Source organism: Mesorhizobium sp. L-8-3, from assembly GCF_016756615.1.
Taxonomy (GTDB): domain Bacteria; phylum Pseudomonadota; class Alphaproteobacteria; order Rhizobiales; family Rhizobiaceae.
Genome location: NZ_AP023262.1, coordinates 5,265,471 through 5,288,697 on the forward strand (window position 1 = coordinate 5,265,471; position 23,227 = coordinate 5,288,697).

General features: G+C 64.5%; 17 protein-coding genes and 1 riboswitch. Of the genes, 11 read left to right on the forward strand and 6 right to left on the reverse strand.

What is annotated here, in order from left to right; genetic code table 11:
- Positions 1-123: 123 nt before the first annotated feature.
- Complete coding sequence (dnaE, locus tag JN302_RS24430; protein ID WP_202329436.1) at positions 124-3,654, reverse strand: DNA polymerase III subunit alpha; 3,531 nt, start codon at positions 3,652-3,654, stop codon at positions 124-126.
- A gap of 198 nt (positions 3,655-3,852) precedes the next feature.
- On the opposite strand from dnaE, the gene JN302_RS24435 reads away from it, so the two are divergent.
- Positions 3,853-4,224, forward strand: coding sequence for a nuclear transport factor 2 family protein (locus tag JN302_RS24435; RefSeq protein ID WP_202329437.1), 372 nt, complete (start codon positions 3,853-3,855; stop codon positions 4,222-4,224).
- 95 nt (positions 4,225-4,319) lie between these two features.
- Here the strand turns inward: JN302_RS24435 and JN302_RS24440 are convergent, their stop codons facing one another.
- Complete coding sequence (locus tag JN302_RS24440) at positions 4,320-6,332, reverse strand: acetyl-CoA carboxylase biotin carboxylase subunit (protein WP_202329438.1); 2,013 nt, start codon at positions 6,330-6,332, stop codon at positions 4,320-4,322.
- A gap of 211 nt (positions 6,333-6,543) precedes the next feature.
- Between JN302_RS24440 and JN302_RS24445 the strand changes: the two genes are divergently transcribed.
- From JN302_RS24445 to parE, 7 genes are all read left to right on the forward strand, one after another.
- Positions 6,544-7,671, forward strand: a complete 1,128-nt coding sequence (locus tag JN302_RS24445; RefSeq protein WP_202329439.1) for an S-(hydroxymethyl)glutathione dehydrogenase/class III alcohol dehydrogenase — start codon at positions 6,544-6,546, stop codon at positions 7,669-7,671.
- 18 nt (positions 7,672-7,689) lie between these two features.
- On the forward strand, positions 7,690-8,169 hold the full coding sequence (locus JN302_RS24450; RefSeq protein ID WP_202329440.1) for a YaiI/YqxD family protein: 480 nt from the start codon (positions 7,690-7,692) through the stop codon (positions 8,167-8,169).
- 95 nt (positions 8,170-8,264) lie between these two features.
- Positions 8,265-8,945, forward strand: coding sequence for a DUF1345 domain-containing protein (locus JN302_RS24455; protein WP_202334431.1), 681 nt, complete (start codon positions 8,265-8,267; stop codon positions 8,943-8,945).
- 151 nt (positions 8,946-9,096) lie between these two features.
- A riboswitch (glycine riboswitch) is annotated at positions 9,097-9,184 on the forward strand.
- A 152-nt stretch (positions 9,185-9,336) separates the two neighbouring features.
- Positions 9,337-10,437: a glycine cleavage system aminomethyltransferase GcvT gene (gene gcvT, locus JN302_RS24460; protein WP_202329441.1), complete on the forward strand. Its 1,101-nt coding sequence runs from the start codon at positions 9,337-9,339 to the stop codon at positions 10,435-10,437.
- Positions 10,438-10,442: 5 nt separating this feature from the next.
- Positions 10,443-10,811 carry a glycine cleavage system protein GcvH gene (gcvH, locus tag JN302_RS24465; RefSeq protein WP_202305987.1) on the forward strand — a complete coding sequence of 123 codons (369 nt, stop codon included), beginning with the start codon at positions 10,443-10,445 and terminating at the stop codon, positions 10,809-10,811.
- Positions 10,812-10,822: 11 nt separating this feature from the next.
- Positions 10,823-13,624, forward strand: coding sequence for an aminomethyl-transferring glycine dehydrogenase (gene gcvP, locus JN302_RS24470; RefSeq protein WP_202329442.1), 2,802 nt, complete (start codon positions 10,823-10,825; stop codon positions 13,622-13,624).
- Positions 13,625-13,890: 266 nt separating this feature from the next.
- Positions 13,891-15,957, forward strand: a complete 2,067-nt coding sequence (gene parE / locus JN302_RS24475; RefSeq protein WP_202305990.1) for a DNA topoisomerase IV subunit B — start codon at positions 13,891-13,893, stop codon at positions 15,955-15,957.
- Positions 15,958-15,977: 20 nt separating this feature from the next.
- Here parE and JN302_RS24480 read toward each other — a convergent pair whose 3' ends face one another.
- Positions 15,978-17,099: a DUF2336 domain-containing protein gene (locus JN302_RS24480; protein WP_202334432.1), complete on the reverse strand. Its 1,122-nt coding sequence runs from the start codon at positions 17,097-17,099 to the stop codon at positions 15,978-15,980.
- Between the two features lie 184 nt (positions 17,100-17,283).
- Here JN302_RS24480 and JN302_RS24485 point away from each other — a divergent pair, with 184 nt between their 5' ends.
- Both JN302_RS24485 and JN302_RS24490 read left to right on the forward strand, forming a co-directional pair.
- The gene (locus tag JN302_RS24485; protein WP_202334433.1) at positions 17,284-17,739 is read left to right on the forward strand and encodes a MaoC family dehydratase; all 456 of its coding nucleotides are present in this window, start codon (positions 17,284-17,286) and stop codon (positions 17,737-17,739) included.
- Complete coding sequence (locus JN302_RS24490; protein ID WP_202305995.1) at positions 17,739-18,608, forward strand: HpcH/HpaI aldolase/citrate lyase family protein; 870 nt, start codon at positions 17,739-17,741, stop codon at positions 18,606-18,608. Before JN302_RS24485 ends, JN302_RS24490 begins: the two co-directional genes overlap by 1 nt.
- A gap of 141 nt (positions 18,609-18,749) precedes the next feature.
- On the opposite strand, the gene JN302_RS24495 is transcribed toward JN302_RS24490, so the two are convergent.
- Both JN302_RS24495 and JN302_RS24500 read right to left on the reverse strand, forming a co-directional pair.
- A complete protein-coding gene (locus tag JN302_RS24495; protein WP_202305997.1) occupies positions 18,750-19,358 on the reverse strand; it encodes a flavin reductase family protein in 609 nt (202 codons plus the stop codon).
- A complete protein-coding gene (locus tag JN302_RS24500; RefSeq protein ID WP_202305999.1) occupies positions 19,359-19,943 on the reverse strand; it encodes a nitroreductase family protein in 585 nt (194 codons plus the stop codon).
- A gap of 140 nt (positions 19,944-20,083) precedes the next feature.
- Here JN302_RS24500 and JN302_RS24505 point away from each other — a divergent pair, with 140 nt between their 5' ends.
- Positions 20,084-21,049, forward strand: coding sequence for a hypothetical protein (locus JN302_RS24505; protein WP_202306001.1), 966 nt, complete (start codon positions 20,084-20,086; stop codon positions 21,047-21,049).
- 137 nt (positions 21,050-21,186) lie between these two features.
- On the opposite strand, the gene thrS is transcribed toward JN302_RS24505, so the two are convergent.
- Positions 21,187-23,169: a threonine--tRNA ligase gene (gene thrS / locus JN302_RS24510; protein WP_202329443.1), complete on the reverse strand. Its 1,983-nt coding sequence runs from the start codon at positions 23,167-23,169 to the stop codon at positions 21,187-21,189.
- Positions 23,170-23,227 lie beyond the last annotated feature (58 nt).

The following is a 23,227-nucleotide window of genomic DNA, read 5'->3' on the forward strand; positions in this document are numbered from 1 at the left end:
CGGTTCCCGTCCCAAAATCGCTGCAGCCGGTCTGTCTATCCGATGATCTCCGTGTTGTAGGGCCAGCGATACGGTATCGATTGGCGCGGGGACAGATGATGGCCTTGAGGGGACACCGGGCGGCTAGACCAGTTCGACTTCGACGACGCCAGGCACGGCGCGCATGGCGGACGCGACCTGCGGCGAGATGCGGCAGCGGTTCGGCAGTTCGATCTCGACCTCGCCTGCCCCGCCTTCCTTGATCACGACGAAGCTCACCTGGCCTTCGCCACGCGTCGACAATTGCGAGGACAGCGTATTTAGCGGCGCGGCGTCGCGCAGATAGATGCGCAGCGCCTTTTGGACGCGCGATGCCTCGTCCTCCAGCGACTGCGCGGTCTGGATGCGCATGTTGATGCCCTCGGGCCGATCCTCCGCCGACACGGTGATGACGACGGACGTGCCGGGCTCCAGGACGTCGCGATATTGCGCCAGCCCTTCCGAGAACAGCACGGCCTCGTACTGTCCTGTGGTGTCGGAGAGCTGGATCACACCCATCTTGTTGCCGGTGCGGGTCTTGCGCTCCTGCTTGGAGGTCACGGTTCCAGCCAGTCGACCGGCAGAAGCGCCGCGTTTGACCGCCACGGAGAATTCGGCCCAGGTCTGCACCCGCATCTTCTGCAGCGCAGCCTTGTATTCGTCGAGCGGGTGGGCCGAAAGGTAGAAGCCGACGGCCTGAAACTCGCGATGCAGCCTTTCGGCCGGCAACCAGGGATCGGCCTGCGGAAGATGAAGCGTGGGCGCCTCGCCCGAAATCGCCGCACCGAAGATGTCGGTCTGTCCGGAGACGGCATTCTGTTGGGCGCGCTGGGCCATGCCCATCATGCGCTCGACGCCGCCCATCAGCGTGCCGCGGTCGTGACCGAAGCAATCCAGTGCGCCCGCGGCGATCAGGCTTTCGAAGACGCGCTTGCCGACGATCTTGGGGTCTACGCGCTCGCAGAAATCCGCGAGGCTCGCAAACGGCTTTTCCTTGCGCTTCGCCACGATGTGCTCGACGGCGGCATCGCCGACACCCTTGATGGCCGCGAGTGAATAAAAGATGCGGTTCTCGCCGACTTCGAAGGGTCGATAGGACGACATCACAGAAGGCGGCACCACATCGATGCCGAGGCGCATGGCGTCCTGGCGGAAGTCCGACAGTTTCTCCGTGTTCGACATGTCGAGCGTCATCGACGCTGCAAGGAACTCGACCGGGTAATGCGCCTTCAGATAGGCGGTCTGGTAGGATACGATCGCGTAGGCGGCCGCGTGGCTCTTGTTGAAGCCGTAGTCGGCGAACTTGGCCAGGAGGTCGAAGATGAAATTGGCCTGCGCCTTGCCGACCCCGCGCTCGACCGCGCCGGAAACGAAGCGCTCGCGCTGCTTGTCCATCTCGGCGCGGATCTTCTTGCCCATGGCGCGGCGCAACAGGTCGGCCTCACCGAGCGAGTAGCCCGAAAGCTCCTGGGCGATCTGCATCACCTGCTCCTGGTAGACGATGACGCCCTGCGTCTCCTTCACCAGGTGGTCGATCTTGGGATGGATCGATTCGATCTCCTCCTCGCCGTGCTTGCGGGCATTGTAGGTGGGGATGTTTTCCATCGGGCCGGGGCGATACAGCGCCACCAGGGCGATGATGTCCTCGATACGGTCCGGCCGCATGCCGATCAGAGCCTTGCGCATACCAGCGCTTTCGACCTGGAACACGCCGACCACTTCGCCGCGCGACAGCATCGCATAGGTGTCGGGGTCGTCGATGGGGATCTTGGCAAGGTCGATCTCGACGCCGCGCCGGCGGATCAGCTTCACCGCCGTTTCGAGCACGGTGAGCGTCTTCAGGCCGAGGAAGTCGAACTTCACCAGGCCGGCCTGTTCGACATATTTCATGTTGAACTGCGTCACCGGCATGTCGGATCGCGGGTCGCGGTACATCGGCACCAGTTCGGACAGCGGCCGGTCGCCGATCACGATGCCGGCGGCGTGCGTCGATGCGTGGCGATAGAGCCCTTCCAGCTTCTGCGCGATGTCGAGCAGGGTCTGGACGATCGGCTCTTTTTCGGCCTCCTCGGCAAAACGCGGCTCGCCTTCGATGGCCTTGGGCAACGGCACCGGATTCGCCGGGTTCTGCGGCACCAGCTTGCACAGCCGGTCGACCTGGCTGTACGGCATCTGGAGGACGCGCCCGACGTCGCGCAACACGGCGCGGGCCTGCAGCGTTCCGAAGGTGATGATCTGGCCGACCTGGTCGCGACCATATTTGCCCTGCACGTAGCGGATCACCTCTTCGCGGCGGTCCTGGCAGAAGTCGATGTCAAAGTCAGGCATCGACACGCGCTCGGGATTGAGGAAGCGCTCGAACAGCAAGGAGAAGCGCAGCGGGTCGACGTCGGTGATGGTGAGCGCGTAGGCGACCAGCGAGCCAGCGCCGGATCCGCGGCCCGGACCGACGGGAATGTCGTGGGCCTTTGCCCACTTGATGAAGTCCGAAACGATCAGGAAGTAGCCAGGGAACTTCATGCGCTCGATGATGCCGAGCTCGAAATCGAGCCGTTCGGCATATTGCTCGGCCGTGTAGCCCTCCGTCAGCCCACGTGTGGCGAGCCGCTGGGCGAGACCCTCGCGAGCCTGTCTGCTCAATTCCTCGGCTTCGGCCTTCACGGCGGCGGCGGCATCGGCGATGTCGCCGCCGGTGAAGCGCGGCAGGATCGGGCTGCGGGTCTTGGTGTAGTAGGAACAGCGCTGGGCGATCTCGATCGTGTTGTCGATAGCCTCCGGCAGGTCGGCGAACAGAGCCGACATCTCCTCCTGGGTTTTCAGATAGTTGTCCGGGGTGAGGCGCCGACGGTTGTCTTCCGCGATCACCGATCCCTCGGCAATGGCGATGAGGGCGTCATGCGCCTCGAAGTCCTCCCTCTTGGGAAAGAAGGCTTCATTTGTTGCGACCAGCGGCAGCTCATGGCGATAGGCGAGCTCGATCGTCGTGGCCTCCACGGTCCGATCGTAGCCTTTCAGGCGCTCGATCTCGACATAAAGCCGGTCGCCAAACAGTGACTTGAGCGAGAGCAGGCGTGCTTCGGCGAGTTCCGCATGGTCTGCCCTGGCGGCGGCGCCGATCGGCCCGCACGGCCCGCCCGACAGGCAGATCAGACCATCCACGGCTCCGTTCATCCAGCCGAGCTCGATGTGGACAGGTTCGCCCGGCAGCGTTTCCAGATAGGCGCGGCTGATCAACCGCACGAGATTGGCATAACCCAGCTCGGTTGCCGAGATGAGGAGTATCGGGAAGAGATCGGGCCCCTGCCTCTTCGCATTGCCGCGGTGGGCGCTTTCGCCGGCGTCGCCGAAGTCGACGTCTATCTGGCATCCGATGATGGGCTGGATGCCTTCCTTAACTGCCTTTTGTGCGAACTCCAGAGCGCCGAAGAGATTATTGCTGTCCGTTACCGCGATCGCCGGCGCCTGGTCCTTCACAGCGTGTGCGATGACCTTGCCCAGCGGCAACGCGCCCTCGAGCAACGAATAGGCCGAATGCACGCGCAAATGCACGAAAGGTCGCGCCGGCGCATCGGGCACCTCCTCCCTGGCCGCCGCCTCGCGCAGAATCGGGTCGCGTGGTGGCCTGTCGCTCGCCATGATTCCAAGCCGCTCCTATGAATCTGTCTCTCGTGTCCTGAGGAGATGTTTATCGTCCGGCCGCATCCGATGCGAGTCCGACCGAAGGGCACCCACAGGCGCTGTGGACATCCCGCTGCCCCGGCGCGGCCACCCTTCCTTGCCGTTTGCGTCGATCTTGTTAGAACGCGTCAAGGACAAGGACACAGGAGACGCGAGATGAGCGAGTTGCAGAACGAAGTGGGCGAGATCGAGACGGTCATCCGCAACTATCTCGACGGCATGGTGTTCGCCGTCGCCGCGAAGCTGCGCAAGGCCTTCCATCCGGGCGCCTGCGTCATCGGCCATTTCGGCGCCGATCTCGAATGGCTCTCGCTCGAAACCTTCATCTCCGGCTGCGAGAAAGCCGGCTCTGCCCCCGCGAACGAGCCCTACTACTGGGAAATCCTTTCGGCAGACATCACCGGCGATGTCGCCGTGATCAAGCTCGCGGACGACTACATGGGCAAACGCTTCACCGACTATCTGAGCCTGCTCAGGCATGAGGGCCAGTGGCAGATCGTCAACAAGACGTTTTTCGTGCACCCCTGACCCTGCCAGCGCCCATACCGGCGGCGCGCTTAGAGCAATTCCAGCAAAAGTGCGTAGCGATCTTGCGCCCGGAATCTCGCAAAAAACAAAATGCTCTATGCAAACTCCAGAATCACGGCATCGACGGCCAGGCTGTCGCCCGGCTTGGCGTTGACCTTGGCAATGGTAACGTCGCGCTCGGCACGCAAGACGTTCTCCATCTTCATGGCTTCGACCACTGCCAAGGTTTCGCCGGCCTTCACCTCCTGGCCCTCGCTCACGGCGACGGAGACGACGAGGCCAGGCATCGGGCACAGCAGCATCTTCGACGTATCGGGCGGCAGCTTCACAGGCATCAGTCGGTCGAGTTCCGCGATGCGCGGCAGCATCGGCCGCGCAACCACGGCAATCCCTTTCCAGGCGATGCGGATGCCGTTGAGCTGCGGCCGGATCTGAGCCGAGACCCTCTTGCGGTCGACGAAACCGTGCCAGACCGCCTCACCCGGCCGCCATTCCGAGCTGACGGTCAGCGGCGCGGCACCACGGATCGAGACGTCGACCTCCATCGGGATCGAGATCATGCCCTCCGTGATCGACACCGGCACATAGTCGTCTCCGATGCGAACTTCCCAATCGCGTTTCAGTGCTCCGGAATGCGGCGCGAGGCGGCCGGTCAGGCGATCCAGGCGGTCGCGACGCAATAGTTCGACGGACAGTGCGATCGCAGCGAGCACGCCGTTGTCGCTCTCGTCAGGCGTGATCGGGGCAAAGCCGTCCGGATACTCTTCGGCGATGAAGCCGGTCGAAAGGCGTCCCTCGCGCCAGCGGGGATGCTGCATGAGTGCGGCCAGGAATGGGATGTTGTGCTCGATGCCGTCAACCACGAAACTGTCGAGCGCGTCCGACATGGCGTCTATCGCCTGGGGCCTGGTCGGCGCCCAGGTGCAGAGCTTGGCGATCATCGGATCGTAATACATCGAGATCTCGGAGCCCTCGGCCACCCCCGTATCGTTGCGGATGACGGCATCGCCGACCGGGCCTTCTTCGGGTGGACGGTAACGTGTGAGGCGACCGATCGACGGCAGGAAATTGCGATAGGGATCTTCCGCATAGAGGCGGCTTTCGACCGCCCAGCCCTGCAGCCTCACGTCACCTTGCCTGATCGTGAGCGGCTCGCCGGCCGCGATGTGGATCATCTGCTCGACCAGATCCACGCCTGTGACGAGCTCCGTGACGGGATGCTCGACCTGCAGGCGGGTGTTCATCTCGAGGAAGTAGAAATTGCGGTCCTTGTCGACGATGAACTCGACCGTTCCGGCGCTCTGGTAGTCGACGGCCCTGGCGAGCGCCACGGCTTGTTCACCCATGGCCTTGCGCGTCCTCTCGTCGAGGAAGGGCGACGGCGCCTCCTCCACGACCTTCTGGTTGCGGCGTTGGATCGAGCATTCGCGTTCGCCGAGATAGATGGCGTTGCCTTGCGAATCGGCCAGCACCTGGATTTCGACGTGGCGCGGCTCGACTACGAACTTCTCGATGAACACGCGGTCGTCGCCGAAGGAGCTTTTTGCTTCCGAGCGCGCCCTGTCGAAGCCGTCGCGCACCTCCGCCTCGTTCCAGGCGATGCGCATGCCTTTGCCGCCACCTCCGGCCGAGGCTTTGATCATCACGGGGTAGCCGATCTCGCCGGCGATCGTCTCCGCATGATCGGCGTCCTCGATGACGCCGAGGAAACCCGGGACAGTATTCACCTCGGCGGCATTGGCAAACTTCTTCGATTCGATCTTGTCGCCCATCGCCTCGATGGCCTTGGGTTTCGGACCGATAAAGACGATTCCCTGCTTTTCCAGCGCGGCGCAGAAGGAAGCACGTTCGGAAAGGAAACCGTAACCGGGGTGAACCGCTTGCGCGCCGGTCTGCTTGCAGGCCTCGATGATCTTCTCGGCGACGAGATAACTCTGGGCCGCGGCGGCCGGTCCGATATGCACCGCTTCGTCGGCCATCTCCACATGCATGGCGTCCCGGTCGGCGTCGGAGAAGACCGCCACGGTCGCGATTCCCATCTTCCTGGCGGTCTTGATCACACGGCAGGCGATCTCGCCCCGGTTGGCGATCAGTATCTTCTTGAACATGCGGGCGTTCTTCCTCCGGCTTTCCCAACTCTTTTATGGAGTTCGCGCGGCACGCTCAAGCGCGCAAATCCGCGGCTCGGGCCGGATTTCCGCTGAGACATCGTTATCCAGGGAACTGCGCTCGAGTGCTGTCTCAAGGCCGATGCCGGGTTGATTGCGCTATCGAAACCTGAAAGTTTGAGCGTCTATTTCTGCGCTTGGAGACATGTCGATGAAGACCCGCGCCGCCGTTGCCGTCGCTGCCGGAAAGCCGCTCGAAATCATGGAGGTCGACCTTGACGGGCCGCGCGAGGGCGAGGTGCTGGTCGAGGTCAAGGCGACCGGCATCTGCCACACCGACGAGTTCACCTTGTCCGGCGCCGACCCCGAGGGCATCTTCCCCGCCATTCTCGGCCATGAGGGCGCCGGCATCGTCGTCGATGTCGGCAGAGGAGTGACCAGCCTGAAGAAGGGCGACCATGTCATTCCGCTCTACACGCCCGAATGCCGGCAGTGTCCGTCCTGCCTGTCGCGCAAGACCAATCTGTGCACCGCCATCCGCACCACCCAGGGCCAGGGCCTGATGCCCGACGGCACCAGCCGCTTCTCGATCGGCAAGGACAAGGTGTTCCACTACATGGGCTGCTCGACCTTCTCCAACTTCACCGTGCTGCCGGAGATCGCGCTGGCCAAGGTCAATCCCGACGCGCCGTTCGACAAGATCTGCTACATCGGCTGCGGCGTCACCACCGGCATCGGCGCCGTCATCAACACCGCCAGGGTCGAGGAAGGCGCCACCGCGATCGTCTTCGGCCTGGGCGGCATCGGCCTCAACGTCATCCAGGGGCTGCGGCTGGCCGGCGCCGACATGATCATCGGCGTCGACCTCAACGACGACAAGAAGGCCTGGGGCGAGCGCTTCGGCATGACGCATTTCGTCAATCCGAAGGAGGTCGAGGGCGACATCGTCCCCTATCTCGTCAACCTGACCAGGCGCGGCGCCGACCAGATCGGCGGCGCCGACTACACCTTCGACTGCACCGGCAACGTCAAGGTGATGCGCCAGGCCCTCGAGGCGTCGCATCGCGGCTGGGGCCAGTCGATCATCATCGGCGTCGCCGGCGCCGGCCAGGAGATCGCGACGCGGCCGTTCCAGCTGGTCACCGGCCGGGTGTGGAAAGGCACCGCCTTCGGCGGCGCGCGCGGCCGCACCGACGTGCCGAAGATCGTCGACTGGTACATGGACGGCAAGATCGAGATCGACCCGATGATCACCCATACCCTGACGCTCGACGAGATCAACACCGGCTTCGACCTCATGCATGAGGGCAAGTCGATCAGAAGCGTCGTGGTCTACTAGGAACCGGCCGATCGGCTGATGGGCGATCCCGCTTCCGTCCCGGCGCCGGCGATTTATGTCGACGCCGACGCCTGCCCCGTCAAGGACGAGGTGACGCGAGTGGCCGAGCGGCTCGGGCTCGTCGTCACCTTCGTGTCCAATGGCGGGTTGCGGCCCTCGCGCGATCCGATGATCCGCAATGTCGTCGTGTCCAAGGGGGCGGATGGCGCTGACGACTGGATCGTCGAACACGCCAGGCCCAACGACATCGTCGTGACGGCCGATATCCCGCTTGCTGCACGTGCCGTGGTCCTCGGCGCCCATGTGCTCGGGCCGACCGGGCGGCCGTTCACGCCCGAGACGATTGGCATGGCGGTCGCGATGCGTGATCTGAAGCAACATCTTCGCGAGACCGGGGAGATCAAGGGTCACAATGCCGGCTTCTCCCGCGAAGACCGCTCGCGCTTCCTCGGCGCACTCGATCAGATGGCGCGGCGAGCGGTAAGGGCCGTGGCCTGACCGGACTGTCGGGCGGCCGAAGGCATGGTATGCTGACGAACTTGCCGCGGACCTGAGGCCATGCGGATGAAGTGGGCGGACGGCGTGACATGAGCATGGTCTGGCACTCTCGACGCCACCTTCCGTTCTATTCGGCGGCCATCTGCGGCATCCTCGTGCTGGCCACGGCGTATCGTCTCCCGTGGAATCTCGTAGCGGTCGCCGCGGCGAACACATTCTTCCTCGTCTATCTCGTCCTCAGCGGCATGAAGGTTCCCCGCCTCACCGCCAGCTTCCTGAAAAGACACGCTGCCGAGGCGGATGAACCGTTCTGGATCCTGCTCGGCGTCAGCATCGGCACCATCCTCGTGGCGGCCGGTTCACTGGTCATCCTTTTCGTGGTGATCAACAGCGAACGCGACCCGGTTGTGGCGCCATGGCTGCTCGGCTTCTCCTTCATCGCCGTCTGGCTGGCCTGGTTGACCATCCATACGATGGCCGCGCTGCACTATGCCCATAAATATTGGGAGCCGGAGGAAACGACCGGCGGCGCGACGCCAGACGAACCGTTTCCCCGGCGCGGCCTCGGCTTCCCGCATACGAAGGACCCGGAGGGCTTCGATTTCCTCTATTTCGCTTTCGTGATCGGTATGACGGCCCAGACATCCGACACGGAGGTCACCACCAAGGCGATGCGCAAGCTCACCCTGCTCCATGGCATCGCCTCGTTCTTCTTCAACACGGTGCTGGTCGCGGCCGCAGTCAATCTGGCGGTCTCGCTGGGGCAGCAGCCTTGAACACTCGCCTTCGGCCTGCATGCGCCACGCAGCGGGAGAACCGCCATCAGCGGCGTCGGCGCCATTTGGGGTCGCGTCGATTTGGCGTGGTGGGGAGGTGACAAATCCGTCGCCTTGGTCTAGCGTCCCGACTCGTCGAGGGCTTCGGCCCTGCCGGTCTGCGGGAGAGAGCAACGTTCGTTTGCCGCCGAAGGGGAAATCGCCCGAAATCTCTCAGGCAAAAGAACCGTTGACGGGTAAGACAACTCTGGAAAGTCGGGGCGAGAGCTCCGCGCCGAAGGTGTAAGCGCCGCCGACAGGGTTCCGGTTGCGCGAGTCTCTCAGGCTTCAGACAGAGGGGCACGAACCGGCTGCATTGGGCGGCCGTTTCAGTGCTGTTCTGGAGAAGCAATTGACGGGCACCGATCTAAGCCATCTTCCTCTCGAGGGTCTGCATGCCGCGGCAAATGCGCGTTTCGGCGCGTTCGCCGGCTGGCATATGCCGATCACCTACCCCGCCGGCGTGATGAAGGAGCACCTTCACACGCGCGAACATGTCGGGCTCTTCGACATTTCCCATATGAAGCTGTTCGAGGTTTCAGGCAGCGGCGCGGTGGGCCTGCTCGATCGCGCCTGCCCACTCGACGCCGCGGCTCTGGCGACATCGCAGTCGAAGTATACCTTCCTCCTCAACGACAAGGCGGGGATCATCGACGACCTGATCGTCACCCGACTCGGAGAGCACCGCTTCATGGTCGTTGCCAACGCCGGCAACGCGGCGACCGACGAAAAGCATCTGCGCAGCCTCGCCGCCGCTTTCGACGTCACGATCAAACCGCTCGACCGGGTCTTTCTCGCGATACAGGGGCCCGAAGCCGAAGCGGTGCTCGCCCGTGCCGGTGTCGAGTCAAGGGGGCTGACCTTCATGACGGGCATCGAGCCCAGGGCGGATTGGTTCATGAGCCGCTCCGGTTACACAGGCGAGGACGGCTTCGAGATCGGGCTGCCGGAGCAGGACGCCCGTCCGCTGGTCGCGAAGCTCTTCGAGGACGAACGGGTGATGTGGATCGGGCTCGCCGCCCGCGACAGCTTGCGGCTGGAGGCCGGGCTCTGCCTACACGGTCAGGACATCACCGAAGAGTTCGACCCCGCAAGTGCCGGTCTCATGTGGGCCATCCCGAAGCAGGTCCGCGAGACCGGTGCTTTTGTCGGGGCCGCGGCGCTGCGCGCCGTCCTGGCCGCCGGACCATCGCGCAAGCGCGTTGGTCTCAAGGCCGAGGGCCGGCAGCCGGTGCGTGCAGGGACCAGCCTGATCGACGGGGACGGCAAGGTTGCCGGCTTCGTCACCTCTGGCGGTTTCGGCCCTTCGGCCGGCAGCCCGGTCGCCATGGGTTACGTCGCGGCGCCGCTCGCCAAGCCGGGCACCCGTCTCTACGCTGAGGTGCGGGGCCAGCGCATTCCCGTCGACATCCACCCCCTTCCCTTCACGCCGCATCGCTACCGCAAAGGATGAATTCCATGGCGACGACCTACTACACCGAAGACCACGAATGGATCCGCGTCGAGGGCGGGGTGGCGACGGTTGGCATCACCGACTATGCCCAGGAACAGCTCGGCGACCTCGTCTTCGTCGAACTCCCCGAGGCAGGACGTGTCGTGAAGAAGGGCGACACGGCCGTGGTCGTGGAGTCCGTGAAGGCGGCTTCCGACGTTTACGCACCCGTCGACGGCGAGATCGTCGAGGCGAACACCGCCCTGTCGGCGGATCCCGCGCTCGTCAACTCGGCTCCGACCGGCGACGGCTGGCTCTGGAAGATGAAGCTGGCCGACGCAAGCCAGCTTGCCGGCCTGCTCGACGAAGCCGGCTACAAGGCCATCGTCGGCTGAGGAAGGAAACCATGACCGACAACGCATCCACATTCGCTGGCCGGCACATCGGACCGGGCCCCGGCGACGTAAGGGCCATGCTGACCACGCTCGGCCTGCCCTCGATCGAAACCCTCATTGCCCAGGCTGTGCCGAAATCGATCCGCCTTGGCCGCGCGCTCGACCTGCCGGGTCCGGCGACCGAGGCCGAGGCGCTGGCCGAACTGGCCGCCAAGATGAGCGGCAACACGGTCCTGAAGAGCTTCATCGGCCTGGGTTATCACGGCGTCTACGTGCCGCCGGTGATCCAGCGCAATCTCTTCGAGAACCCGGCCTGGTATACGGCCTACACTCCCTATCAATCCGAAATCAGCCAGGGCCGGCTCGAGCTGCTGTTCCATTTCCAGACGCTCGTAACCGAGCTGACCGGGCTGCCGGTCGCGTCCGCCTCGCTGCTCGATGAGGCGACGGCTGCGGCCGAGGCCGTCGGCATCGCCTGGCGGCATCACCGCGAGAAACGGGCCGATGTCGTCGTGGCCGGGGCTCTGCATCCGCAGACGCTCGACGTCGTCCAGACCCGCGCCGAACCGCTCGGCATCAGGATCGGCGCCGAGACGATCGGCGAAAACACGGCGGCTCTCATCGTGCCGTGGCCGGACACTTCAGGCGTCTATCACGACCAATCGGCAATGATCGCCAAAGCGAAGGCTGCTGGGGCCGTGGTCATCTTCGTTGCCGATCCGCTGGCGCTGACGCTGACGGAGGCGCCCGCGAAACTCGGCGCCGACATCGCCGTCGGCTCGATGCAGCGTTTCGGCGTGCCGATCGGCTTCGGCGGACCGCACGCCGCCTATTGCGCCGTCGCCGACAAGCTCACCCGGCTGATGCCCGGCCGCCTCGTCGGCCAGTCGACCGACGCCCATGGCCGGCCGGGCTATCGCCTAGCCCTGCAGACGCGCGAGCAGCACATACGCCGCGACAAGGCGACGTCGAATATCTGCACGGCGCAGGCGCTGCTGGCCAATATGGCCGTTTCCTATGCCATCTGGCACGGCCCGCAGGGATTGCAGGCGATCGCCCGGCGGGTGCAGACGCTTGCGTCGCGCTTGGCCGCCTCGTTGAAGGAGGCCGGGCTGACGCTGGCGGGAACCCGGTTCTTCGATACGGTGACTGTCTCCGTCCCCGGCAAGGCGAAGGAGATCGCTGCGGCCGCCGAGGAAGGCGGTCGCCTGCTTCGGGTGATCGACGCCGACAGGCTCGCTGTCAATTTCGACGAGACCTCGACCGAGGCCGACCTCGAGGCGATCGTGGCCCTGTTGGGCGCCAAGGTGGTCGGCACTGCAGGCGAGACGCTGCCAGGCAAGGCACGGGACAAGAACTTCCTGTCGCAGCCGGTCTTCCACGAAAACCGCTCGGAAACGGACATGATGCGTTTCCTGCGGAGGCTGGCCGACAAGGATCTCGCGCTCGACCGCGCCATGATCCCGCTCGGCTCCTGCACGATGAAGCTCAATGCGGCCGCCGAGATGATGCCGGTGAGCTGGACAAGTGTGGCCAATCTGCATCCCTTCGCGCCCGCCGGCCATTCGACCGGCTACCGAGCCGTGATCGGCGATCTCGAGCGCTGGCTGGGCGAGATCACCGGTTTCGACGGGGTGTCGCTGCAGCCGAACGCCGGAAGCCAGGGCGAATATGCCGGGCTGCTGGCGATCCGTCGCTACCACCAGTCGCGCGGCGAAGGTCATCGCAATGTCTGCCTCATCCCGTCTTCGGCTCACGGCACCAACCCGGCGAGCGCGAGCATGGCGGGGATGAGCGTCGTGGTCGTGAAATGCACCGAAGCGGGAGACATCGACCGCGTAGACCTGAAGGCCAAGGCGGAATCGCATGCCGACAAGCTCGCAGCCCTGATGATCACCTATCCGTCGACGCACGGTGTCTTCGAGGAGGGTGTGCGGGAGATCTGCGCCACCGTCCACGATCGTGGTGGACAGGTCTATCTCGACGGCGCAAACCTCAATGCTCTGGTCGGACTGGCGCGGCCGGGCGATCTGGGCGCCGATGTCTGCCATATGAACCTGCACAAGACCTTCTGCATCCCGCATGGCGGCGGCGGCCCCGGCATCGGGCCGATCGGCGTAAAGTCCCACCTGCAGCCGTTCCTGCCCGGCCACGTGTCGGGCGACACCAGCAATGCCGTGTCGGCGGCACCCTATGGCAGCGCGTCGATCCTGCCGATCACCTGGATGTATATCAGGATGATGGGCGCATCGGGCCTTAAGCAGGCGACGGAGACCGCGATCCTCAACGCCAATTACATCGCCGAGCGGCTCAACGGCTTTTTCCCCGTGCTCTACAAGGGCCACAACGGGCGCGTCGCCCATGAATGCATCCTGGACACGCGCTTCCTCAAGGACACTGCAGGTGTCACTGTAGAAGACGTCGCCAAGCGACTGATCGACTACGGTTTTCATGCGCCGACCATGTCCTGGCCGGTGGCGGGCACGCTAATGGTCGAGCCGACCGAATCGGAGCCGAAGAAGGAGATCGACCGGTTCTGCGAGGCGATGATATCGATCGCGCGCGAAGCCGAGCGGGTGGCCAAGGGCGAATGGCCGGGGACCGACAATCCGCTGGCCAACGCGCCGCACACGGCGGCGGAGGCTTTGGCCGATGCCTGGGATCACCCTTATTCGCGCATGGTCGCCGCATATCCCAGTGGCAACGCCGATGCCGCGGCGAAATACTGGCCGCCGGTTTCGCGCGTCGACAATGTCGGCGGCGACCGCAACCTCGTCTGCTCCTGCCCCCCGATCGAGGCGCTGGCGAGTTGACCTCGAAATCGGCCTCGGCCCTTCCAACATTCGGCCGGCGTCGGATCGACGCCGGCCGAAAGTTATCCGGAAAAGACGCCGTTCCTTAAGGAAACGGGAACCTCGAGGGTTCAAAATTGCTTTGAAATCCGGACTCTGGGTTATTGAAACATCGCACCGGACATCGTAGGGCTACGGCCCAAACTCCTGAACGGAACGGGAACCTCTGTCGCTCCGCCTGCAAAGCGTGGCAGTATCGTGGAGCGATTCGCAACTGAGAGACGCCCTTGGACGACCGCGACGATCTCTTTTCCAAACTCGACAGCACGCCCCAGCCGGCACGGACTCAGACGCGTCCAGTGGATCCGATCGTGCGTGCGGCCGCAACAGCAAAGCGCCCGCCGGCTGCCCGCGACGGCAGTGAGGGCTATGACGCCAGCCACATCGAAGTGCTTGAAGGGCTGGAGCCGGTCCGGCGCCGCCCCGGCATGTATATCGGCGGCACCGACGAAAAGGCGCTGCACCACCTCTTCGCCGAGGTGATCGACAACTCGATGGACGAGGCAGTGGCCGGCCATGCCACATTCATCGAGGTCGAACTGGACGCGGATGGCTACCTCACCGTTACCGACAACGGCCGCGGCATTCCGGTCGATCCGCATCCCAAGTTCAAGAACAAGTCGGCACTCGAAGTCATCATGACGACGCTTCACGCCGGCGGAAAGTTTGATTCCAAGGTCTATGAGACTTCGGGCGGCCTGCATGGCGTTGGCGTATCGGTGGTCAACGCTCTCTCCGACTATCTTGAGGTCGAGGTGGCACGCGGCCGTCAGCTTTACCGGCAGCGGTTTTCGCGTGGCATCCCGCAAGGCGGACTGGAAAGCCTGGGTGAGATTCACAACAGGCGCGGCACCAGGGTCCGCTTCCATCCCGATGCCGAGATTTTCGGCAAGGGTGCGGCCTTCGAGCCGGCGCGCATCTACCGCATGGCGCGCTCGAAGGCGTATCTCTTCGGCGGCGTCGAGATCCGCTGGTCGTGTGATCCCTCGCTGATCAAGGAAAAGGACCCGACTCCCGCCAAGGCGGCCTTCCACTTCCCGGGCGGGCTGAAGGACTATCTCGCCGCATCGCTGGGCGACGACTTCCAGGTCACGCGCGAGATCTTCGCCGGCAAGAGCGACAAGCAGGGCGGCCACGGCTCCCTCGAATGGGCGGTGACCTGGTATGGCGGCGACGGTTTCCTGAACTCCTACTGCAACACCATTCCCACTCATGAAGGCGGCACGCACGAGACGGGCTTCCGCAACGTCCTGACGCGCGGCCTGAAGGCATATGCCGAACTGACCGGCAACAAGCGCGCCTCGATCGTCACCTCCGAAGATGTGATGATCTCGGCGGCGGGCATGCTTTCCGTCTTCATCCGCGAGCCGGAATTCGTGGGCCAGACCAAGGATAGGCTCGCCACCATCGAGGCCGTTCGCATCGTCGAACAGGCGATCCGCGATCCCTTCGACCATTGGCTGGCCGACAATCCGCAGGAAGCCTCGAAACTGCTCGACTGGGTGATCGCGCGCGCCGACGAGCGCGTGCGGCGGCGCCAGGAGAAGGAGGTCAGCCGCAAATCGGCGGTGCGCAAGCTCCGTTTGCCGGGAAAGCTGGCCGACTGCACGCAGAACGCGGCGGCCGGCGCGGAACTTTTCATCGTCGAGGGCGACTCGGCCGGCGGCTCCGCCAAGCAGGCGCGCGATCGGCAGTCGCAGGCCGTACTCCCCCTGCGTGGCAAGATCCTCAACGTCGCCAGCGCCGGTCAGGACAAGCTCTCCGGAAACCAGCTGATCGGCGACCTCATCCAGGCGCTCGGCTGCGGCACGCGCTCGAAATACCGCGAAGAGGATCTGCGCTACGACCGCGTGATCATCATGACCGACGCCGACGTCGACGGCGCGCACATAGCCTCGCTGCTGATCACCTTCTTCTATCAGGAGATGCCGCAGCTCATCCGCGGCGGCCATCTCTATATGGCGGTGCCGCCGCTATACAGCATCAGACAGGGCGGCAAGGTGGCCTATGCGCGCAACGATGCCCACAAGGACGAACTCCTCAGAACGGAGTTCACGGGCCGCGGCAAAGTCGAGATCGGTCGCTTCAAGGGTCTCGGCGAGATGATGGCGTCACAGCTCAAGGAGACCACGATGGACCCGAAGAGGCGCACGCTGCTTCGGGTCGAGGTGCTCGACGAAGAATCCGCAACGAAGTCGGCCGTCGACGCCTTGATGGGAACCAAGCCCGAAGCGCGCTTCCGGTTCATTCAGGAACGTGCCGAGTTTGCCGAAACCGAGGAACTCGACATCTGACACGCAGCTTGACGTGGTCGTCAGGCCGCAGAGATCGCCAGGGCATGGCCGCGCGCATTGGCGCGCAGCGCGTCGAGGTGAATTGACCTCAGCAGGCGAGCGAGATCCCCGTCTGCCGCTTGCCCGCCGAGTTGTTCGAGCATCAGCCGCGAAACCTCCTGGGCGCCGGCCAAACGCTTGCCGTTCGCGACTTCCCGCCAGACCTTCAGGGCGCACAGGATGACGTCGTGCATGGCGGGCGCCAGCCCGGCGGCGCGAAACAGGGCCGACAAGGCGACGTCGCGCCCACCGGCAAGCAATGACTTCACGCGCCCTTCGCCATGGGTGGTGAGGGCGATCAGGACCGATCCGAAGAAGTCGATCTTGCCGTGGGCGACGAGCCGCACGATGAAGGCGGCCGTCAGGTCGCCGCGAAGCCGCAAATGTTCGACCAGCGCTGCATGCTCCTCCAGGCTGATCGTGTCGACCAGCGTCATCGATGCCTTGATGCAGGCTTCCCGAGTGACGCGCTCGGCGCGCCCCGAGCCGATCAGGGCCGACACCAGCGGAGACTGGCGCAGCGCCTCGCCCACCTTGACCAGCAGGGCGTGGCGGCAGTCGGACGGCAGGCGGGCATCGGCCAGCAGCGCATTGCGAACCTTCGCCAAGTCGCCGAAACGCTCAGTGATGCGTCGAAAGGTCAAGGAAGCGATGTCGGCCCCCGCATTGGTGATGAGCGCTGTGCATGCCTCCGGCTCGCCGATCTCGGCGATTGCCGCCGAGAGAGCCATCGATACGAAAGGCCGGCCGGCAATAACTGCCTGGACCTGGCCGACGGACGCGGCGACGCGGTCGATCAGGTCCGCGTCGGTGAACAGCGGCGAGCGGGCCAGCACGAGCGAGGCGATCTCGGGCTGGTCCGCTGCCAGCGCGGCCATCACCTGCGGCGGGGCATGCCGGCTCATCGACAGCGCCTCGGCCAGGGCCAGCCGAACCTTCGACGATGGGTCCTCGAGCAACAGCGTAAGTGCCGATTCTGCCGCGCAACGATCCTTGAACGGCAGCTGACTGTCCACATAGGCCCTCGCGAGGGCACTTGCCGCCGCCGCACGTTCCGGCACCCGTGCCGTGTGGACCCATTTCAGGAAATGCCCGACAACCATCACCCAGCAAGCTCCCCAGCCCTGTTGGTACCAACGTAGCCGGCAATGGTTTACGAACGGTTCACCATATCCGTTAACCTGCTTGCCGCAGCGCTGCCCGGCGCCTATCAAGCGGCTGCGTCGCTCGCTGGCCAGAGTAGCTGCCGCGGGTGGGGTTTGGAGCCTGAAGTCGTGGAGGGAGATGATGCCAGGACTGTATCTCGACGAGTTCATGGTGGGTCAGGTGATCGACCATCCACTGCGCAAATCCGTCACCGAGAGCGACAACATGATGTTCTCGGTCATGACGCTCAATCCGCAACCGCTGCACATCGACTTCGACTTCGCGGCGAAGAGCGAATGGGGCAAGCCTCTGGTCAATTCACTCTTCACGCTCGGCCTGATGATCGGCATCTCCGTGCACGACACGACCCTCGGCACGACGGTTGGAAATCTCGGCATGACCGACACCGTGTTTCCACATCCCGTCTTCCACGGCGATACGATCCGGGTCGAGACGGAAGTCAAATCCGTGCGGGAATCAAAGTCGCGTCCCGACCGCGGCATCGTCGAGTTCGAGCATCGCGCCTATAATCAGGACGGGAAGCTCGTGGCGAAATGCACGCGCCAGGCCATGATACTGAAGAAGGGCGAGGCCTGATGCGTTCCCTGCTCTTCGTTCCAGGCGATTCGGAGAAGAAGCTGGAGAAAGGCTTCCAGTCCGGCGCGGACGTCGTCATCGTTGATCTTGAGGATTCCGTCGCTCCGGCCAACAAGGCCGCCGCGCGCGACATCGCTGCGTCCTTCATCGTGGCGCGGCGTCAGGAGTCGAGGTGCGCGGTCTATGTGAGGGTGAACGACCTCTCGACGGGTCTCACCGACGACGACCTGCGCGGCATCATGCGCGCGGCCCCCGACGGCATCATGCTGCCGAAGTCCAACAGCGGCGCTGACGTCACGCATCTGTCCGCGAAGCTGCGGGTGCATGAGGCCGAGAACGGTCTTGCCGACGGCAGCACCCGCATCATCCCGCTGATCACCGAGACAGCAGCCGGCGTGCTCGCCGCCGGAACCTATCAGCCGTCGCCCAGGCTTGCCGGCCTGACCTGGGGTGCCGAGGATCTGTCTGCCGCCGTCGGCGCACGGACGGCCCGCGACGGCAACGGCCTCTATACCGACGTCTTCTGCCTTGCGCGCACTCTTACGATCCTCGCAGCATCGTCTGCAGAGACGGTCGCGATCGACACGGTGTTTCCCAATTTCCGGGATCTCGACGCCTTCCGGCAGGAATGCATCGAGGCCGAGCGGGATGGTTTCACGGCCAAGATGGCGATCCACCCGGCGCAGGTGCCTGTCATCAACGAGGTGTTCACGCCGTCGTCGGAAGCAGTCGCGCATTCGCAGGCCGTCGTGGACGCCTTTGCCGCTGCCGGCAACCCGGGGGTCGTCGCGATCGGCGGCAAGATGTACGACCGCCCTCACCTCAGGCTCGCCGAGCGCTTGCTGGCGCGCGCCGTCAAGGCCGGCTGATCTTACCCAATGGCCGATCTATCGACCATTGAAGCGCGCGACCGCGTGGCCATGCCTGTTGGCGCGAAAACCAGGCGGCCTGGATGGGGGCGCCTGCGACCGAGGCCGTGCGGATGCGTCAGCGTCCGGGCCCGCCGGTAGTCAGTCGGCTTTCCATCGCGGGCGGCGCATCGAGAACGTCTCGGTCACCGATGCATAGTCCATATAGCCGAGACGCGCGACATTGCCGGCCTTCACCGCATCGAAGAGGCCGTCGGTCAGCATAGCGTCGTCGATATGCACGCCGACCACCTCTCCGGCCACGACCACGCTGCCGGAAAGGCTGCCGTCCAGGGCCTTCGGCCTGAAGATCTCCGTCACCTTGCATTCGAGGGCGGCCGGTGCTTCGGCCACACGCGGAGGTGCGACGAGACGCGATGGAGCCGGCGTCAATCCCGCATAGCCGAATTCGTCGACGCCGCGCGGCGCATCGACTGAACTCGCATTCATCCTCTCGGCGAGCTTGCGCCCGACAAGATTGGCGACGAATTCGCCGGTATCACCGGCGAAGGCGACGCTGTCCTTCTCGCCCTCCGAAGAGAACCAGACCAGGAAGGGATGCGTGGAGATGGCGTTGAAGAAGGAATAGGGCGCAAGGTTCACCGCGCCGTCGCGGCTTATGCTGGAAATCCAGCCGATCGGCCGCGGCGCGACGATCGCTTTGAACGGGTCATGCGGCAGGCCGTGGCCTTTGCTCGGCTCGTAGAACACCTATTCCCTCCAAGGGCCCGAATAATCAGCGTAGAGCGCAGCAACATCGGGCCGCGGCCGCTCCGGCGCAACGCCCGAATAGGTGCCGATATGGATGAAGCCGACGACACGCTCGTGGGGTGCAAGGCCGAGGATTCGACGCCCCTCCTCTACATCGGAATACCAGTTGGTGATCCAGTTGGTGGCATAGCCCAGCGCATTGGCGGCGATGACAAGGTTCATGGCGGCGGCGCCACCGGAGAGGAACATCTCCCACCGGGGGATTTTCGGATTCTCCTTGGGGCTGGAAACGACGCCGATCACCAGGGGCGCTCGCGAGAACCGCGCCAGTTCCTGCTGCCGGCGCCCTTCCGTCAGTGGCCCCTCCCGCTCCTCCGCCAATGCGGCGAGCTTCTCGCCGATCCGGACGCGGGCGTCGCCGCGATAGAGGATGAAACGCCATGGAGCGAGCCTGCCGTGATCGGGCACGCGTGTTGCGATCCGGATCATCGTTTCGATCTCGGCATTTGTGGGCACCGGCTCCCGCAACTCGGGGATAGGCGCTGAAATCCGGTTCAGCATGAAGTCTATGACAGGGCTGGTCACGGTCGAACTCTCCTTCGGCGATCTGGCTGAAGCGGACACGGAGGGGAGGTCGGTACGCTCGGCTGGGACGAATCGTCGGCGGCTCCCGCCGGCACGATTAAGCCTTGAAATTGCCACCGCCTTGGGCTTCAAGGCAAGGGATGATCGCCGGTCGCAGCAGACTGTTAGCCCCGATACTCCTGACGGCCGTGCTGGTGGCGGGGCCGCGACACGCATTTGCCCAGGATCCCCGCAAGTCCGGCAAAGGCGACTTTCCCGGCGTGACGAGCTATGCCCCGACGCGGCCCGACAGGCCGCTCGCCCGGGGGGAAGGCAAGATCACCGTTGCCGCCAAGCTGACCGATGATGCGCCTGATCTGAAGCGCGGGCTCGTATGGCGGATTTTTCAGCCGGATCCTGGCCCGGACGGCAAGCTGCCCTTGGTCGCGTCCGCGCAGGGCGGCACGATCGAGTTCGAGCTTGAACCCGGCAGCTATCTCGTCCACGCCTCCTTCGGCCGGGCCGGCGCGACCAAGAGAATCAGCGTCGGCCGTGAAGCCAAGCGGGAAAGCCTCGTGCTCGACGCAGGTGGGCTCAAGCTCGACGGGGTGCTATCCGGCGACCTCAGGATCCCGCCGGACAAGCTGAGCTTCTCGATCTACGAAGCCACGGCCGATGCCGACGGCGATCGCGCCCTGATCGTTCCCGACGTCAAGCCTAACAGGGTGGTGCGGCTGAACGCGGGCACCTATCACGTCGTCTCGACCTACGGCTCGGTCAATGCGGTCATCCGCTCCGATATCCGCGTCGAGGCCGGCAAGCTCACCGAGGCGACCGTGGAACACCATGCAGCGGAGATCACCTTGAAGCTGGTGCGCGAGCCCGGCGGCGAGGCGATCGCCGACACATCGTGGTCGATCGTCAGCGATTCGGGCGATCCAGTGCGCGAGAGCGTCGGCGCCTATGCCTCCATGGTGCTCGCGGAAGGCGAGTACACGATCGTGGCCAAGAATCGCGACCGTATCTATCAGCGCGATTTTACCGTCGTTCCCGGCCGCAACCAGGAGGTCGAAGTGCTCGCCACGGACGGCACGTCCGCGACCGCCGCCCAGGACCAAGCCGACTGAGGCCCTCCTGCCCCCAAGCGCCAAATTCACCTTCGAAATCGACGAAAAACGGCTTGCACGGATCGGCCGCTCCAGACCAGGCGGCAACAGGCAGCCGGTCGGGGCGGGAAAACTCCCCCGCCCCTTGACCTTCTCCGTCAGGCCGCCTTGGCGAGCCGCTTGCGCCGAAGGTCGGGCGCGAGCGCCTCGTCGGCTAGTGCCGTGACCGCCGCTTCGAGGGTCTGCGACTGCTGGTCGCGCGAGCCCAGCCGCCTGACGTTGACGGTGCCCTCTTCCGCCTCGCGCTTTCCACAGACGAGGATGACGGGCACCTTGGCCAGCGAGTGCTCGCGGACCTTGTAGTTGATCTTCTCGTTGCGCAGATCGGCTTCGGCCGAGAGGCCCGCGGCCTTCAGCCGTTCGACCACCGAGCGGGCATAGTCGTCGGCATCGGAGGTGATGGTAGCGACGACCACCTGCAGCGGCGCGAACCATAGCGGGAAATGACCGGAATAATTTTCGATGAGTATGCCCAGGAAGCGTTCCATCGAGCCGCAGATGGCGCGATGGACCATCACGGGCTGCTTCTTCTCCGAATCCGAGCCGATATAGAAGGCGCCGAAGCGCTCCGGCAGGTTGAAGTCGACCTGGGTCGTGCCGCACTGCCATTCACGGCCGATGGCGTCGCGCAACACATACTCGAACTTCGGACCGTAGAACGCGCCCTCGCCCGGATTGATCGACGTCTTGATCGTGTTCGACTGCGCCTTGATGGTGGCGAGCACGCCGCTCATGATGTCTTCGGCATGATCCCAGGCCTCGTCGGAACCGACACGCTTGTCGGGCCGCGTGGAGAGCTTCACCTCGATCTGGTCGAAGCCGAAATCGGCATAGGTCGAGAGGATCAGATCGTTGATCTTCAGGCATTCCTCGGCGAGTTGTTCCTCGGTGCAGAAGATATGCGCATCATCCTGCGTGAAGCCTCGCACGCGCATCAACCCATGCAGCGCTCCGGATGGCTCATAGCGATGCACATTGCCGAATTCCGCGAGCTTTATCGGTAGATCGCGGTAGGACTTGAGGCCATGCTTGAAGATTTGCACATGGCCCGGGCAGTTCATGGGCTTGAGCGCGAAGACGCGGTCGTCCTCGGTCTCGTCGCCGGCCGACTGCACCTTGAACATGCTTTCCTTGTACCAGCCCCAGTGGCCGGAGGTCTCCCACAGCGACTTGTCGAGCACCTGGGGTGCATTGACCTCCTGATAGTCGAGATCCGCGAGGCGGCGGCGCATGTAGGACACCAAGTTCTGGAACATCTTCCAGCCCTTGGCGTGCCAGAAGACGACGCCCGGTCCCTCTTCCTGAAAGTGGAACAGATCCATCTCGCGGCCGAGACGGCGGTGATCGCGCTTCTCGGCCTCCTCCAGCATGTGGAGATAGGCGTCGAGCTGCGCCTGATCGGCCCAGGCTGTACCGTAGATGCGCGTCAGCATCGGGTTGTTGGCGTCGCCGCGCCAATAGGCGCCGGCCACCTTCATCAGCTTGAAGGCGTTGCCGATCTGGCCGGTCGAGACCATGTGCGGCCCGCGGCAGAGATCGAACCAGTCGCCCTGGGCGTAGATCTTGAGCTCTTGATCCTCGGCAATCGCATCGACCAGTTCGACCTTGTAGGCCTCGCCCTTGTCGCGAAACACCTGCCTGGCCTTCTCGCGCGTCCAGACCTCCTTGGTGAGGGGCCTGTTGCGGGCGATGATCTCCCGCATCTTCTTCTCGATCGCGGGAAAATCTTCCGGCGTGAAAGGCTCGTTGCGGGCGAAGTCGTAATAGAAGCCGTTCTCGATGACTGGTCCGATGGTCACTTGGGTTCCCGGCCACAGTTCCTGCACGGCCTCGGCCAGCACATGGGCGGCGTCGTGGCGGATGAGTTCCAAGGCGCGCGGGTCGTCGCGAGTCACGATCTCGATCGCGCCGGACTGGCCGATCGGGTCGGAGAGATCGCGCAAGGTCCCATCGAGCGCATAGGCGACCGCCTTCTTCGCGAGCGACTTCGATATCTGCTCGGCGAGCGTTGCGCCCGTCGTCGCCGCATCGCAAGGGCGGACAGAACCATCGGGAAATGTGAGGGAAATGCTGTTGGCCAAGGTCTTACTCCAATCCAGTCCCGCAAACGAGCGCGGGTGGTGTTTGCCGGAATCCGGC